Below are 14055 nucleotides of genomic sequence, written 5' to 3' on the forward strand. Positions count from 1 at the left end.
CTCATGCGTGGGATATTGATTCTGGCGCTGCTGTTATTGGGCGGCTGTCAAAACATGACACCCAGTGCCATGGATCAACCGGCTGGCGTAATTCGCGATCTGCATAACGGTCAGCGTCTGAGTGCGCAAGCGCTGGTCGAACGGTTGGCCGGGGCGCCACGGCTGATCGTTGGCGAGCAGCATGACAATCCCGATCACCATCATGCGCAACTGTGGTTATTGCAGACACTGGCCCAGCGCCGGGCTCAAGGCAGCGTGTTGCTGGAAATGCTGACGCCGGATCAGCAGGAGCGTGTCGATGAAATCCATGCATTGGACACCGCTCGCTGGCCTGCTGATTTGCCGGCGGCACTGGCCTGGCAATCGGGTTGGGACTGGAATCTGTATGGGCCAATTGTGCGGTACGCACTGGCTCAACCTTATCCGTTACTGGCGGCGAATCTGGATTCGGTTGAGGTTCGGCGCATTTATAAGCAAGCGCCGGCCGTGAGCGGGGCCCGATCGAACGCAGCAGCGGTCAAGCGTGAATTGCTGGCGCAGATTCGGGACTCCCATTGCGGGTTGTTACCCGAGCGCCGGATGCCGGCCATGCTGGCGGTTCAGCAACAACGTGATCGGCAAATGGCCGAGCGATTGCTGGCCGCGCCCGCGCCAGCGTTACTGTTTGCCGGTGCTTATCACGCACGACTGGATATCGGAGTGCCGGTGCATATGCAGGATATCGGCGAAGGTCCGGCACCTGTGGTGGTGATGCTGGCGGAGAAGGGGGCTGAGGTCTCGTCGGCGTCGGCTGATTACGTCTGGTACACAGCCGCCCGACCGACGCAGGACTATTGCGCGCAAATGCGTCAGTAAGCAGTCGACGTATCTCGCGAAGCACTTTTCGACGGGCAAAAAAAGACCCGGCAAGAGCCGGGTCAAATAACCGTGATTAGCCTGATGAGGAGATAATCTGAGAGTCCGAACCAATGGTCTTCCAGAAGATCAGCTGATCTCGCGACCAGTTGCGATAATCATAACGATTCTCATTTATGAGTCAATCGATGTTTTCTAAATTTTTTGCTCTTTTGCTAAACACTTGTTCGGATTGCCCGTAAATGCTGGGCTTTAGACCTTGTGGCGTGAGGATATGGCGTCGAGCTGTTTATTGAGTGCGTCCTTGCGTTCGGCGGGGATGTCGTTCCAGTGCACGTCCATCAGCGCCCCTTCAATTGCATACAACAACACCTTCGATGCGCGAAACCCGCGAGTGCGCACCGCCCGATAAGCATCCACCGCACCCAGGCGGCGCAAGTCCGAGGCGCTGTGGATGCCCACGGCATGCAGCCATTGCGCCGACGTCTTGCCAAGGTTTTTCAGGTGTTGCAGTTCATCATTCATCAAGCCTCCTTGCGACAGCCGAAGAGTGCGTGGGCGAGCCTCAAAGGAGTGTAGCGGTCAGTAGGAAAAGCGTGGTTGTTTGGTCGGTTTGAACGCAAAAGCTTCTAAGGCGGTCTGCCAGATAGTTCTGCAAAGTACGACGAGGGCAGTAGGAAAGGACTTCACAAGGCAAGGCATGCAGTCCGGCGCGGATCGGGGGCGCCAGACTTCAGGTGACGGCAGGTGTTAGCGGGTGCGGTAGCGCAGGCGGGTACCGAAATTCATCGACATGAGAATTTCGTCAGCGCTCAGCTCGGACGGGAAGTAGGCGCCGGAGATTTGCGCGTGGGCCAGGCTCGCACCCTCCAGAGAAGAATCACGAAAATCAATGCCGCGCAGGTCGGCAGAGCGGAAGTAGGCGTCGCTGAAATCAATACCTTCGGCGTTCAGTTCGCGCAGGTCGAGGCCACGAAAATCGCCGCCGACCATATCGATAGGCCCGGACTTGGGCCTTTCGCGATTGAAGCCGGTGATGTCGTCTTTGTGCAGCAGGGCAAATAGCGGGGTGTCGAGAAGTTTTGGCTGGCTCATGGGACGTCACCTGTTAGTTTTATGACGCCAGTATAGTGCCACTATTTTGCAGGCGTGAAGCCGGTTAGAGCTTCACGCCTGAAATAGTTTCTTACAGCCCCGGCAGACGCTGACGAATCTGCGCGACTACGGTGTCGAGGGTCCCGCTTTCATTGGTTTGAACGCGTTTGCTGCAGAGAATCTCTGCCGGTGTCAGCGGCTCGCGATTGGCTTGTTGAGCGGCGATAACCGCCAGGTTGGCGTCGGACGGATCGTTCTTGTCTACCTGACGCTGTGCCAGCCAGCTCTCGATGACGGCTTGCGGTGCATTGCAATCAAGGATCAGGAACGGCGCACCGGTTGCTTCGGCGATTTTTGCCGCGCTATCGCGTTGTTCACATTTGAGGTAAGTCGCGTCGATGACCACCGGGAAACCGGCGCGCAGAATCACGTCAGCGATTTCATGCAGGCGGGTGTAGGTGGCAGCACTGGCGTCGGCACTGTAGATACCGGCTTGCGGGTCGTTTGGCACCTGTTGCTCGCCGAACAGACGCTTGCGCTCGACATCGGAACGCAGGCGAATCGCGCCCAGCGCTTCTACCAGGCGCATGGCGACGCGGCTTTTGCCGACAGCGGAAACGCCGTGGGTGATTGCCAGGAAGCGCGATGGAATGGTGCTGTAGCTTTCTGCCAGGTTGGCGTAGTTGCGGTACTGGCGCAGGGTCGTGGCACGCTGCACCGGATCGGCCTCGGCGGGCATGCTGAACAGGCTGACCTTGGCGCGAACCAGTGCGCGGTAGGCTTTATAGAAGTTCAGCAGCTCCAGACCCTGATAATCGCCGGTCAACTCCAGGTACTGGCTCATGAAGCGGCGTGCCAGGCTTTTCAGGCCTCGGTCTTCGAGGTCCATCGCCAGAAAACCGGTGTCGGCATAGACGTCGGTAAAGCGGAACGGCTCGTTGAATTCGATGCAGTCGAAAATCACCACCTTTCCATCGATCACGGTGGCATTGCCCAAATGGATGTCACCGTGGCATTCGCGGATGAAACCTTCGGCCTTGCGTTGGGCCAGCAGTGGTTTCAGGCGTTCGAAGCTGCTCTCGGCCCAGGCTTGCAGGGCGTCGAGTTGCAACAGGTCGGCTTTTTCGCTGAGGAACGGGCGGATTTGTTCGAAGTTCTGCCGTACAGGCGCCATGACGCTTTCAGGTGTGCCGGCTTCGTGAGCTGCCGGAACTTTCGGTGCGTTGAGGTGGAACTGGGCGATCTGCCTGGCCATCTCGTCGATGTGCGCGGTCGTCAGTTCACCATTGGCTTGCAGGGTGCTGAGCAACTGGCTTTGTGGGAACTGGCGCATTTTCAGTGCGTAATCGAGCACTGGACCGGTGCCGCCGAATTGCGGCGCTTCAATGCTGCCGGTGATCGGCAACACTTCAAGGTACAAATCGTGGGTCAGGCGCTGGTTCAGGCGCAGTTCTTCGCCGCAGAAATGTTCGCGCGACTCAATACTTGTGAAGTCGAGGAAACCGAAATTGACCGGCTTCTTCACTTTATAAGCATAAGGGCCCGTGAGCAGCACCCAGGAGATATGCGTCTCGATGACCTGGAATCCCTCTACTGGATGAGGGTAGAGGGCCGGGTTTTGCAGGGCAGCGATCAAGGACTGGCTCACAGGTGATCCTTCAGAGTCTGGGAAAATTCAAGGTCGACATTATGGCGGCAAGCGGGGCCAACGCAAACCTCGTCGGGCTCATGTTGATCAGGAATAAAGTGCGTATAATCCGCCGCCATGACTCGTACCCGATCCCCTCGTTCCCCTAAAAAACCTCCCGCTAGCGGCCTGCGCCCCTGGTTAGGCTGGGCTCTGAAGCTCAGTCTGGTCGGCCTCGTGGTGCTAGCCGGCTTCGCGGTTTACCTCGACGCCGTGGTCCAGGAGAAGTTCTCCGGCAAGCGCTGGACCATTCCGGCCAAGGTTTATGCGCGCCCGCTCGAGCTGTTCGTCGGACAGAAGCTGAGCAAGGATGACTTTCTCACCGAGCTCGACGCTCTGGGTTATCGCCGCGAAAGCGTGGCCAATGGACCGGGCGCGGCGTCGGTCAACGGCAATACCGTTGACTTGAATACCCGTGGTTTCCAGTTCTATGAAGGCCTGGAGCAGGCTCAACCGGTACGCGTGCGTTTCTCGGGCGATTATGTCGCGGAGTTGTCGGCGACCAACGGTTCCAAGTTGTCGGTGGTGCGCCTTGAGCCGCTGCTGATCGGTGGCCTTTATCCGAAAAACCTCGAAGACCGTATCCTGATCAAGATCGATCAGGTGCCGCCGTATCTGCTTGATACGCTGGTAGCGGTGGAAGACCGCGACTTCTATCACCACTTCGGTGTGTCGCCGAAGTCGATCATGCGGGCCGTTTGGGTCAACACGTCGGCCGGGCAAATGCGTCAGGGCGGTAGTACGTTGACGCAGCAATTGGTCAAGAACTTCTACCTGACCAACGAGCGCAGCCTGAGCCGCAAACTGACCGAAGCGATGATGGCGATGCTGCTTGAGTTGCACTACAAAAAACCGGACATTCTTGAGGCGTACCTCAATGAAGTGTTTATCGGTCAGGACGGGCAGCGCGCCGTCCACGGTTTCGGTCTGGCCAGTCAGTTCTTCTTCAGCCAGCCGCTGTCCGAACTCAAGTTGCATCAGGTTGCGTTGCTGGTGGGCATGGTCAAAGGCCCGTCCTACTACAACCCGCGTCGTTACCCGGAGCGCGCGCTTGAGCGACGCAATCTGGTGCTCGATCTGCTGGAACAGCAAGGTGTTGCCACCGCCGAGCAAGTCGCCGCAGCGAAGAAGATGCCGCTGGGCGTAACCAAGCGCGGCAGCCTGGCCGACAGCTCGTTCCCGGGGTTCCTCGACCTGGTCAAGCGCCAACTGCGCCAAGACTATCGCGACGAAGACTTGACCGAAGAAGGCCTGCGGATTTTTACCAGCTTCGACCCGATCCTGCAGATGAAGGCTGAAGCCTCGGTCAACGATACCTTCAAGCGCCTCGCCGGCCGTAAAGGTTCGGACGACGTTGAGGCGGCGATGGTCGTGACCAACCCGGAAACCGGTGAGGTCCAGGCGATGATCGGCAGCCGTCAGGCGAGTTTCGCCGGCTTCAACCGCGCGCTGGATGCGGTGCGGCCAATCGGTTCGCTGATCAAGCCGGCGGTGTACCTGACCGCGCTTGAGAAGCCGAGCCAGTACACCTTGACCAGTTGGTTGTCCGATGAGTCCTTCTCGGTAAAAGGTGCGGATGGTCAGGTCTGGAGTCCGCAGAACTATGATCGTCGCTCCCACGGTACGGTTTTCCTGTACCAGGGGCTGGCGCATTCCTACAACTTGTCGACCGCGCGTCTGGGTCTGGAAGTCGGTGTGCCGAACGTCCTGAAAACCCTTGGGCGTCTGGGTATTACCCGTGAGTTCCCGGCCTTCCCGTCGATGTTGCTGGGGGCGGGTGGCATGACGCCGATCGAAGTGGCAACCATGTACCAGACTCTGGCCAACGGCGGTTTCAACACGCCGATGCGCGGGATTCGCAGTGTACTGACCGCTGAAGGTCAGCCACTCAAGCGTTATCCGTTCCAGATTCAGCAGCGTTTCGATCCGGCTTCCATCTACCTGATCCAGAGCGCCATGCAGCGCGTGATGCGTGAAGGTACCGGCAGTTCGGTCTATAACGTGCTGCCCAAAACGCTGACCCTGGCGGGTAAAACCGGTACCAGTAACGACTCGCGAGACAGCTGGTTTGCCGGTTTCAGTCAGGATCTGCTGGCGGTGGTCTGGTTGGGTCGCGATGACAACGGCAAGACGCCGTTCACCGGTGCCACGGGCGCGCTGCAAGTCTGGACCAGTTTCATGCGCAAAGCCGACCCGTTGCCGCTGGATATGCCGCAGCCGGATAATGTCGTTCAGGCCTGGGTCGATTCGCGTACCGGGCAGGGCTCTGAAGCCAGCTGCCCAGGCGCAGTGCAGATGCCGTATATTCGCGGCAGCGAACCGCCTCCCGGCGCTGCGTGCGGTGGCTCAAGCCCCGCTTCAGGCGAATCGGTGATGGATTGGGTCAAGGGCTGGATGAATTGAGCGAAGAGGGTTTCAAGTGAACAAGTGGTTTATTCCAGCGGTTACGGTGACAGCTCTGGCTTTGCTCAGCGGCTGCTCCAGTGTGCAGCACGGCTCGATCCCAGTGGTCGATTCCGGTACGGCGGTGTCCAACAGTGAGCGGATCTCCGCCAATGGCGGTTTCCGCAAAACCACTGTGAAGCGTCCGGCTCAGGCCCAGACTCAGGCGATCCCGCAGGGCGATACCGGCGTGGTGGTGATGATACCGGGTGGTGGCGCGACGACGTCGACGCCAATCAGCACTCAACCGATCAGCCCTGGCCCGATCAGCTCCGGTCCGATTACTCCGGGGGCGGTCGACAGCGGACCGCTCCAGTCGGCGCCAATCAATCAGGGTAACTACAGCATGCCGTCGACGCCGAGCGGGATTCCTTCCGCCAGCAGCGCCGGCGGTTTGTCTGCCGACGAGCAACTGGACGGTCCGGTGCTGGCCTTGCTGACTACCGCTCAGCAGCAACAGGCGAGCGGTGATCTGAATGGCGCGTCCTCCAGCCTTGAGCGTGCCCAACGGGTCGCTCCGCGTGAGCCGCAAGTGCTCTACCGTCTGGCGCAAGTGCGCATGGCCCAGGGCGATGCCGCACAAGCCGAGCAGTTCGCTCGTCGCGGTTTGACGTTTGCCAATGGGCGTCCGGATCTTCAGGCCAGTCTGTGGGGCTTGATCGCTCAGGCGCGCGAAAAGCAGGGCGACTCCGCAGGTGCGGCGCTGGCTCGTCAAAAGGCCAAGGTTTCGCTCTGATGGATGTACGTTTTCCGAAGATCGCTGAACAGCTGCTGTTGATAGAGCGCGAGTTGCGTCTTCAGGGCTGGTGGGACGAGCTCCCGCCAAGCGCTGAAGCGCTGAGCAGCGTCGAGCCATTTTCCGTCGATACGCTGGATTTCGAGCAGTGGCTGCAATGGATCTTCCTGCCGCGCATGAAGGCCATCCTTGAGAACAACCTGCCGTTGCCCAATGCCTCGGGCATTCAGGAAATGGCCGAGATGGTCTTCGCTGCGAGGGCTGTGCAGGGCAAGGATCGGCAGCTGCAAGTCTTGCTCAAAGAGTTCGATCAGCTCATCACGGCTTCCCGCTAAGCCGAAAACTGCCAGTGCCTACTGGCAGTTATCCTTGATCAGTTTTTGTGCTTCGGTGATGCGTTCCTGACGCTGTCGGTCTGTCAGGCGACGCATCTCACCGTCGACTTCCTCACGTAATCTCGGATTGTTCTGCAGTTGCGCCAGGTTCTTTCGCGCCTGTTCGCAGAATGTCTTGAGCTGGGCTTGCTGCTCGGCGATCTGTTTTTTCACTGAATTGTCGACGCTCTGTTGATCGCCTATGACGGTGCTGCGTGGTGGTGCGGACGGTTTGCCGATGGGCAGGGCGGTTTTCACCACGGTGGTGGCTTCCTGGCCCTGGGGCGGCTGTGCATCGAAATGGGTAACGCCTTGGCCATCGATCCATTTGTAGATCTGACCGGCCATGCACAAAGGGCTCAGGCCAATCAGCAGACTGGCCGTGAAGATCAACGTTCGCATGCCGTTTCCTTGTCGTGGGTTGCGCAATTGAAGCTAACACACCTGCTGTTTAAAGGTTTTTTCTTGCGTTCTCATGCGCTTAGTTCGAATAAAGCACATTGACGACTTGACTTGCAGAGGGCGAAACAGAAGAATCCAAAGTCCGCTGTAGAGGGACTGCCAGAAGCAGACCCACTCAGCAGATCATGAGGCGCACATCCGCGCCGACCTGTTACACCCGCAACGCGTTACCTCGCGCTGGGTGGGAAAGCCCCGCAACACTTGGGACGATCCCAATACTTGCTCAGTCAGTGCTGACGTAGTCGGCGACCACCGTCGCTCATGCTCTGCTGAGAAGTAAACCTATTAAGACCCGTCCCCTTATGTGGGCGGTATTCTGGCGTTTTAGAGGTGAACAACGTGGAGCTTTTATCTGGCGGTGAGATGCTCGTCCGCTTTTTGCGTGACGAAGGCGTCAAATATATCTATGGGTACCCGGGTGGTGCTCTCCTTCATGTATACGATGCCCTGTTCAAAGAACCGGAAGTGACCCACATCCTGGTTCGTCACGAACAGGCTGCGACCCATATGGCTGACGGCTACGCCCGTGCTACCGGTAAAGCCGGCGTAGTACTGGTGACCTCTGGCCCGGGTGCAACCAACGCCATCACCGGTATTGCCACGGCCTACATGGACTCCATTCCAATGGTGATCATTTCCGGTCAGGTGCCTAGCACTATGGTAGGCACCGATGCGTTCCAGGAAACCGACATGATCGGTATCTCCCGGCCGATCGTGAAGCATAGCTTCATGATCAAGCACGCGTCGGAAATCCCGGACGTCATGAAGAAAGCGTTCTACCTGGCGCAATCCGGTCGTCCTGGTCCTGTCGTTGTCGATATCCCGAAAGACATGACCAATCCGGCCGAGAAGTTTGAATACGTCTTCCCGAAGAAAGCCAAGCTGCGTTCCTACAGCCCGGCTGTTCGCGGTCACTCCGGGCAAATCCGCAAGGCAGCAGAAATGCTCCTGGCGGCCAAGCGTCCTGTGCTCTACGCAGGCGGTGGCGTGATTCTTGGTGGTGGCTCCGCGCCGCTGACCGAACTGGCGCAAATGCTCAACCTGCCGGTGACCAACACCCTGATGGGCCTGGGTGCCTACCCTGGCACCGACCGTCAGTTCATCGGCATGCTCGGCATGCACGGTAGCTACACCGCTAACCTGGCCATGCACCACGCCGACGTGATTCTTGCTGTCGGCGCGCGTTTCGATGACCGCGTGATCAATGGCCCGGCCAAGTTCTGTCCGAATGCCAAGATCATTCACATCGACATCGACCCGGCTTCGATCTCCAAGACCATCAAGGCTGATGTGCCTATCGTTGGCCCGGTGGAGAGCGTCCTGACCGAAATGGTCGCGATCCTCAAGGAAATCGGCGAGACCCCGAACAAGGAGTCCGTGGCCAGTTGGTGGAAGCAAGTCGACGAGTGGCGCGGTGATCGCGGTCTGTTCCCTTATGAAAAGGGCGACGGCAGCGTCATCAAGCCGCAGACCGTGATCGAAACCCTGTGCGAAGTGACCAAGGGCGATGCCTTTGTGACCTCCGATGTGGGTCAGCACCAGATGTTCGCGGCGCAGTACTACAAATTCAACAAGCCGAACCGCTGGATCAACTCGGGTGGCCTGGGCACCATGGGCTTCGGTTTTCCGGCGGCCATGGGCATCAAGTTGAGCTTCCCGGATGCTGACGTCGCCTGCGTAACAGGCGAGGGCAGTATCCAGATGAACATTCAGGAATTGTCGACCTGCCTGCAATACGGTTTGCCGGTAAAGATCGTCATCCTGAACAACGGTGTTCTGGGTATGGTTCGCCAGTGGCAGGACATGAGTTATGGCAGCCGTCACTCGCACTCCTACATGGAGTCGCTGCCTGATTTCGTCAAGTTGGCAGAGGCTTATGGTCATGTCGGCGTGCGCATCACCGACTCGAAAGACTTGAAGTCGAAGATGGAAGAAGCATTTGCCATGAAGGATCGCCTGGTGGTGCTCGATATTTCGGTCGACACCAGTGAGCACGTCTACCCGATGCAGATCAAAGACGGTTCCATGCGCGATATGTGGCTGAGCAAGACGGAGCGTACGTAATCATGCGGCATATTATTTCCTTGCTTCTGGAAAACGAACCGGGCGCTTTGTCTCGTGTAGTCGGTCTGTTCTCGCAGCGCAACTACAACATCGAAAGCCTGACCGTGGCACCGACCGAAGACCCGACCCTGTCGCGTCTGACGTTGACTACAGTCGGCCACGATGAAGTGATCGAGCAGATCACCAAGAACCTGAACAAGCTGATCGAAGTGGTGAAACTGGTTGACCTGTCGGAGAGTGCTCACATCGAGCGTGAACTGATGCTGGTCAAGGTCAAGGCCACCGGCGCCCAGCGCGCCGAGATCAAACGCACTACCGATATTTATCGTGGACAGATCGTCGATGTCAGCGCCAGCGTGTATACCGTTCAATTGACCGGTACCAGCGACAAGCTCGACAGTTTCATTCAGTCGATCGGCACTGCCTCGATTCTGGAAACCGTACGCAGTGGCGTCACCGGGATTGCCCGCGGCGACAAAGTACTCAGCATCTAAACCAAATTAGCGAATGGCCTGAACGGCCTGGATATAGGGGAAATTCATGAAAGTTTATTACGAAAAAGACTGCGACCTGTCGATCATCCAGGGCAAGAAAGTTGCCATCATCGGTTACGGTTCCCAGGGCCACGCTCAGGCGTGCAACCTGAAAGACTCCGGCGTTGACGTTACTGTTGGTCTGCGTAAAGGTTCGGCCACTGTTGCCAAAGCCGAAGCTCACGGCCTGAAAGTGACTGACGTTGCTTCCGCTGTTGCTGCTGCCGACCTGGTCATGATCCTGACCCCGGACGAGTTCCAGTCTGCCCTGTACAAGAACGAAATCGAGCCGAACATCAAGAAAGGCGCCACTCTGGCCTTCTCCCACGGTTTCGCGATTCACTACAACCAGGTTGTGCCGCGCGCTGACCTCGACGTGATCATGATCGCGCCGAAGGCTCCGGGCCACACTGTACGTTCCGAGTTCGTCAAAGGCGGCGGTATCCCTGACCTGATCGCTATCTATCAGGATGCTTCCGGCAACGCCAAAAACGTTGCACTGTCCTACGCTGCTGGCGTTGGTGGTGGTCGTACCGGCATCATCGAAACCACCTTCAAGGACGAGACCGAAACTGACCTGTTCGGCGAACAAGCCGTTCTGTGCGGCGGTACCGTTGAGCTGGTCAAAGCTGGTTTCGAAACTCTGGTTGAAGCTGGCTACGCGCCAGAAATGGCCTACTTCGAGTGCCTGCACGAACTGAAACTGATCGTTGATCTCATGTACGAAGGCGGTATCGCCAACATGAACTACTCGATCTCCAACAACGCTGAGTACGGCGAGTACGTTACCGGCCCTGAAGTCATCAACGCTGAATCCCGTCAGGCCATGCGTAATGCCCTGAAACGTATTCAGGACGGCGAATACGCCAAGATGTTCATCAGTGAAGGTGCTACCGGCTATCCTTCGATGACCGCCAAGCGTCGTAACAACGCTGCGCACGGCATCGAAATCATCGGCGAGCAACTGCGCTCGATGATGCCGTGGATCGGCGCCAACAAAATCGTCGACAAAGCCAAAAACTAAGTCACGAGCTTGTACAGAAAACGCGGCTTAGGCCGCGTTTTTTCGTTTGAGTGGTCGGTTCTGGTATAAAGCTGCATCGTTTGTGGCCGAACCGTTGTCGCAGACTCCTGTCGAAACTTTCCACACCGTTGCAAGGTAATGTCCATGAGCGAACGTCCCGAAGAGCCAAACCAGGCCTCTGACGCCGAAAGCCTGCTACCCATCGATGAGCATGTCGAAGAAGGGCATGACGCTGAAGGCCGTAAAGTCCGGCATCGTGGTATCTATCTTCTGCCGAATCTGTTTACCACTGCGAACCTGTTCGCAGGGTTCTATTCCATCATCAACTCAATGAGCGCCCAGAGCGCCTTGAGTGCGGGTGATGCCGTAAGCGCGAGCAAGTATTTTGCTTTCGCGGCGATCGCGATTTTCGTCGCCATGGTCCTCGACGGCCTTGATGGCCGGGTTGCGCGCATGACCAATACCCAAAGCGCCTTCGGTGCCGAGTATGACTCGCTGTCGGACATGGTTGCCTTTGGTGTTGCGCCGGCGTTGCTGGCATTCGGATGGGCGCTGGGGGATATGGGCAAGGTTGGCTGGATGGTTGCCTTCATCTATGTTGCGGGCGCGGCATTGCGTCTGGCGCGCTTCAATACTCAGGTCGGCACTGCGGATAAACGTTACTTCATCGGTCTGGCCAGTCCGGCCGCTGCCGGTGTAGTCGCAGGCATTGTCTGGGCATTCAGCGATTACGGGATTCAGGGCTCAAAGATGTCCTTCCTGGTTGCGCTGATGGTTGCCGCCGCTGGCATGCTGATGGTCAGCAACATCAAGTACAACAGCTTCAAGGAGCTGGACCTGAAAGGGCGCGTACCTTTCGTGGCGATCCTGGCTGTGGTGCTGGTGTTTGCGGTGGTCTTCAGCGATCCACCGCGCATTTTGCTGCTGGTTTTCCTCGCCTATGCAGCTTCTGGCCCGGTGCAGTACCTGTTGCGTCTTCGTCGGCACAAAAACGCCGATTGATGTAATTTCCCCCATACTCCGCAGTCTATTGGTGCATCTGTCCTCCAATTCTGCGGAGTTGCCATGTTATTCAAGTTTCCCAAGTCGTCCGACTGTCATGAGTCGGACGTCACACCTGAGTCTCTCTACCTCTCTCGTCGCAGTGTGCTCGGTGGGGCTATTGCCGGTATGGCTGTCAGCGGCCTGCCACGTTGGGCCAGCGCCGACAACGTGGCTCGGTACGCGGATGTCGAGTCGGGCAAGGCGCCTTCCTGGTTTTCCGAAAAGCTTCCTGCAACCCAGTGGGGGGCGGTGACCGTCAAGGATGAGGCGATCACGCCGTTCAAGGATGCGACTCACTACAACAACTTCTATGAGTTCGGTACTGACAAGGGCGATCCCGCGCAGAACGCTGGCGCGCTGAAAACTGAACCGTGGTCTGTGGTTATCGATGGTGAGGTGAGTAAGCCAGGGCGTTATGCGCTGGAGGACTTCATGAAGCCGTATCTGTTGGAGGAGCGCATTTATCGGCTGCGCTGTGTAGAAGCCTGGTCGATGGTGATTCCGTGGATCGGCTTTCCCATCTCGGCACTGCTCGGACAGGTGGAGCCTACCTCCAAGGCTAAATACATTCGTTTTGAAACCTTGCAGGACCCCAAGACCATGCCGGGGCAGCGCTCAGGTTTTGCCTTGATCGACTGGCCTTATGTAGAAGGGCTGCGTCTGGACGAAGCGATGAATCCGTTGGCGATTCTTGCCGTCGGCATGTATGGCCGCGAGCTGCCCAATCAGAATGGCGCGCCTTTGCGCTTGGTGGTGCCGTGGAAGTACGGGTTCAAGAGCGTCAAATCCATCGTGCGTATCAGTCTGCTCAGCGAGCAACCGAAAACCACCTGGCAAAGCATCGCGTCCGATGAGTATGGCTTCTATGCAAACGTGAATCCGACGGTTGATCACCCGCGCTGGACTCAAGCGCGCGAGCGACGTCTGCCGAGCGGATTGTTCAAGCCCAATGTGCGTGAGACGCAGATGTTCAATGGCTACGCGGATGAAGTTGCTTCTCTCTATACAGGTCTCGATCTGAGGAAGAACTACTGATGCGTTTTTCTGTGTGGCGCGTCGGCGTCTTTATAGCAGTGATGGTGTGGCCGTTACTCTGGCTGTATGAGGCCTGGAGCTTTGCCTTGGGGCCGGATCCGGGAAAGGTGCTGGTTGATCGATTTGGGTTGGGAACGCTGATCCTGCTGTTGATCACCTTGAGCATGACGCCTATACAGAGGCTGACGGGGTGGGCGGGCTGGATTGCTGTTCGGCGGCAGCTCGGTTTGTGGTGTTTTGCTTATGTTGTTCTGCATCTGAGTGCTTATCTGGTTTTTATCCTTGGTCTTGATGGGTCTCAGTTGGGTGTGGAGCTGAGCAAGCGGCCGTACATTATTATCGGCAGCCTGGGGTTCCTTTGTTTGTTGATGCTGGCGGTAACGTCCAATCGTTATAGCCAGCGACGTTTGGGTGTCCGCTGGAAGAAGTTGCATCGCTTGGTCTATGTAATCCTTGGTCTTGGACTGCTGCATATGCTCTGGATAGTTCGGGCGGATCTGAAGGAGTGGGCGATCTATGCCTCTATAGGTGCGCTGCTATTAGTGCTACGTGTGCCATCTGTAATGCGCCGAGTTCCGCGTTTAGTGGCCAGAAAAGCACCTTCTGCAACAGAAGCGTAATTAACCCTTGACGGCAGATTCTGGACGTCTATAATTCGCCCCACTTCCGGCGCAGTCGAAACGGAAAACTCCTTGGTAAACAAA

General features: G+C 57.6%; 14 protein-coding genes. 10 read left to right on the forward strand and 4 right to left on the reverse strand.

Annotated elements, in window-relative coordinates:
• Positions 1-3 precede the first annotated feature (3 nt).
• Complete coding sequence (locus tag AC1RPZ_RS20380; RefSeq protein ID WP_493138843.1) at positions 4-855, forward strand: ChaN family lipoprotein; 852 nt, start codon at positions 4-6, stop codon at positions 853-855.
• 252 nt (positions 856-1107) lie between these two features.
• Here the strand turns inward: AC1RPZ_RS20380 and AC1RPZ_RS20385 are convergent, their stop codons facing one another.
• The 3 genes from AC1RPZ_RS20385 to AC1RPZ_RS20395 form a co-directional block, all read right to left on the reverse strand.
• Entirely contained in the window at positions 1108-1380 is a 273-nt protein-coding gene (locus tag AC1RPZ_RS20385; protein ID WP_493138845.1) for a TfoX/Sxy family protein, read from the reverse strand.
• Positions 1381-1605: 225 nt separating this feature from the next.
• Entirely contained in the window at positions 1606-1950 is a 345-nt protein-coding gene (locus AC1RPZ_RS20390; protein WP_493138847.1) for a pentapeptide repeat-containing protein, read from the reverse strand.
• Positions 1951-2041: 91 nt separating this feature from the next.
• Positions 2042-3598 carry a bifunctional aminoglycoside phosphotransferase/ATP-binding protein gene (locus AC1RPZ_RS20395; RefSeq protein ID WP_493138849.1) on the reverse strand — a complete coding sequence of 519 codons (1557 nt, stop codon included), beginning with the start codon at positions 3596-3598 and terminating at the stop codon, positions 2042-2044.
• Between the two features lie 117 nt (positions 3599-3715).
• Between AC1RPZ_RS20395 and mrcB the strand changes: the two genes are divergently transcribed.
• Genes mrcB through AC1RPZ_RS20410 form a run of 3 tightly spaced genes read left to right on the forward strand, consistent with a single transcriptional unit; the run spans position 3716 to position 7150 of the window.
• Positions 3716-6040 carry a penicillin-binding protein 1B gene (mrcB, locus tag AC1RPZ_RS20400; RefSeq protein WP_493138851.1) on the forward strand — a complete coding sequence of 775 codons (2325 nt, stop codon included), beginning with the start codon at positions 3716-3718 and terminating at the stop codon, positions 6038-6040.
• A gap of 16 nt (positions 6041-6056) precedes the next feature.
• Positions 6057-6815, forward strand: a complete 759-nt coding sequence (locus AC1RPZ_RS20405) for a tetratricopeptide repeat protein (RefSeq protein ID WP_493138853.1) — start codon at positions 6057-6059, stop codon at positions 6813-6815.
• The gene (locus AC1RPZ_RS20410; RefSeq protein WP_493138855.1) at positions 6815-7150 is read left to right on the forward strand and encodes a YqcC family protein; all 336 of its coding nucleotides are present in this window, start codon (positions 6815-6817) and stop codon (positions 7148-7150) included. The genes AC1RPZ_RS20405 and AC1RPZ_RS20410 overlap by 1 nt, the downstream gene beginning before the upstream one ends.
• 18 nt (positions 7151-7168) lie before the next feature.
• Here AC1RPZ_RS20410 and AC1RPZ_RS20415 read toward each other — a convergent pair whose 3' ends face one another.
• Positions 7169-7591: a DUF4124 domain-containing protein gene (locus tag AC1RPZ_RS20415; RefSeq protein WP_493138857.1), complete on the reverse strand. Its 423-nt coding sequence runs from the start codon at positions 7589-7591 to the stop codon at positions 7169-7171.
• A gap of 399 nt (positions 7592-7990) precedes the next feature.
• On the opposite strand from AC1RPZ_RS20415, the gene AC1RPZ_RS20420 reads away from it, so the two are divergent.
• The 6 genes from AC1RPZ_RS20420 (at position 7991) to msrQ (ending at position 13971) form a co-directional block, all read left to right on the forward strand.
• Positions 7991-9715 carry an acetolactate synthase 3 large subunit gene (locus AC1RPZ_RS20420; RefSeq protein ID WP_493138859.1) on the forward strand — a complete coding sequence of 575 codons (1725 nt, stop codon included), beginning with the start codon at positions 7991-7993 and terminating at the stop codon, positions 9713-9715.
• A gap of 2 nt (positions 9716-9717) precedes the next feature.
• Positions 9718-10209 carry an acetolactate synthase small subunit gene (gene ilvN, locus AC1RPZ_RS20425; protein ID WP_003176102.1) on the forward strand — a complete coding sequence of 164 codons (492 nt, stop codon included), beginning with the start codon at positions 9718-9720 and terminating at the stop codon, positions 10207-10209.
• Positions 10210-10255: 46 nt separating this feature from the next.
• Positions 10256-11272, forward strand: coding sequence for a ketol-acid reductoisomerase (ilvC, locus tag AC1RPZ_RS20430; protein ID WP_007948647.1), 1017 nt, complete (start codon positions 10256-10258; stop codon positions 11270-11272).
• A 144-nt stretch (positions 11273-11416) separates the two neighbouring features.
• Positions 11417-12274, forward strand: coding sequence for a CDP-diacylglycerol--serine O-phosphatidyltransferase (gene pssA, locus AC1RPZ_RS20435; RefSeq protein WP_493138861.1), 858 nt, complete (start codon positions 11417-11419; stop codon positions 12272-12274).
• 63 nt (positions 12275-12337) lie between these two features.
• A complete protein-coding gene (msrP, locus tag AC1RPZ_RS20440) occupies positions 12338-13351 on the forward strand; it encodes a protein-methionine-sulfoxide reductase catalytic subunit MsrP (RefSeq protein ID WP_493138863.1) in 1014 nt (337 codons plus the stop codon).
• Complete coding sequence (msrQ, locus tag AC1RPZ_RS20445; RefSeq protein WP_493138865.1) at positions 13351-13971, forward strand: protein-methionine-sulfoxide reductase heme-binding subunit MsrQ; 621 nt, start codon at positions 13351-13353, stop codon at positions 13969-13971. The genes msrP and msrQ overlap by 1 nt, the downstream gene beginning before the upstream one ends.
• Positions 13972-14055: the final 84 nt, after the last annotated feature.

The sequence above is a fragment of the Pseudomonas sp. GW822-FHT02D10 genome (assembly GCF_058802345.1).

Excerpts from the sequence above, each read along its gene's own strand:
- AC1RPZ_RS20380 (WP_493138843.1), top strand. The coding sequence starts at position 4 with ATGCGTGGGATATTGATTCTGGCGCTGCTGTTATTGGGCGGCTGTCAA.
- msrQ (WP_493138865.1), top strand. The coding sequence starts at position 13,351 with ATGCGTTTTTCTGTGTGGCGCGTCGGCGTCTTTATAGCAGTGATGGTG.
- ilvN (WP_003176102.1), top strand. The coding sequence starts at position 9,718 with ATGCGGCATATTATTTCCTTGCTTCTGGAAAACGAACCGGGCGCTTTG.
- AC1RPZ_RS20415 (WP_493138857.1), bottom strand. The coding sequence starts at position 7,591 with ATGCGAACGTTGATCTTCACGGCCAGTCTGCTGATTGGCCTGAGCCCT.
- msrP (WP_493138863.1), top strand. The coding sequence starts at position 12,338 with ATGTTATTCAAGTTTCCCAAGTCGTCCGACTGTCATGAGTCGGACGTC.
- pssA (WP_493138861.1), top strand. The coding sequence starts at position 11,417 with ATGAGCGAACGTCCCGAAGAGCCAAACCAGGCCTCTGACGCCGAAAGC.
- AC1RPZ_RS20390 (WP_493138847.1), bottom strand. The coding sequence starts at position 1,950 with ATGAGCCAGCCAAAACTTCTCGACACCCCGCTATTTGCCCTGCTGCAC.
- ilvC (WP_007948647.1), top strand. The coding sequence starts at position 10,256 with ATGAAAGTTTATTACGAAAAAGACTGCGACCTGTCGATCATCCAGGGC.
- mrcB (WP_493138851.1), top strand. The coding sequence starts at position 3,716 with ATGACTCGTACCCGATCCCCTCGTTCCCCTAAAAAACCTCCCGCTAGC.
- AC1RPZ_RS20385 (WP_493138845.1), bottom strand. The coding sequence starts at position 1,380 with ATGAATGATGAACTGCAACACCTGAAAAACCTTGGCAAGACGTCGGCG.
- AC1RPZ_RS20410 (WP_493138855.1), top strand. The coding sequence starts at position 6,815 with ATGGATGTACGTTTTCCGAAGATCGCTGAACAGCTGCTGTTGATAGAG.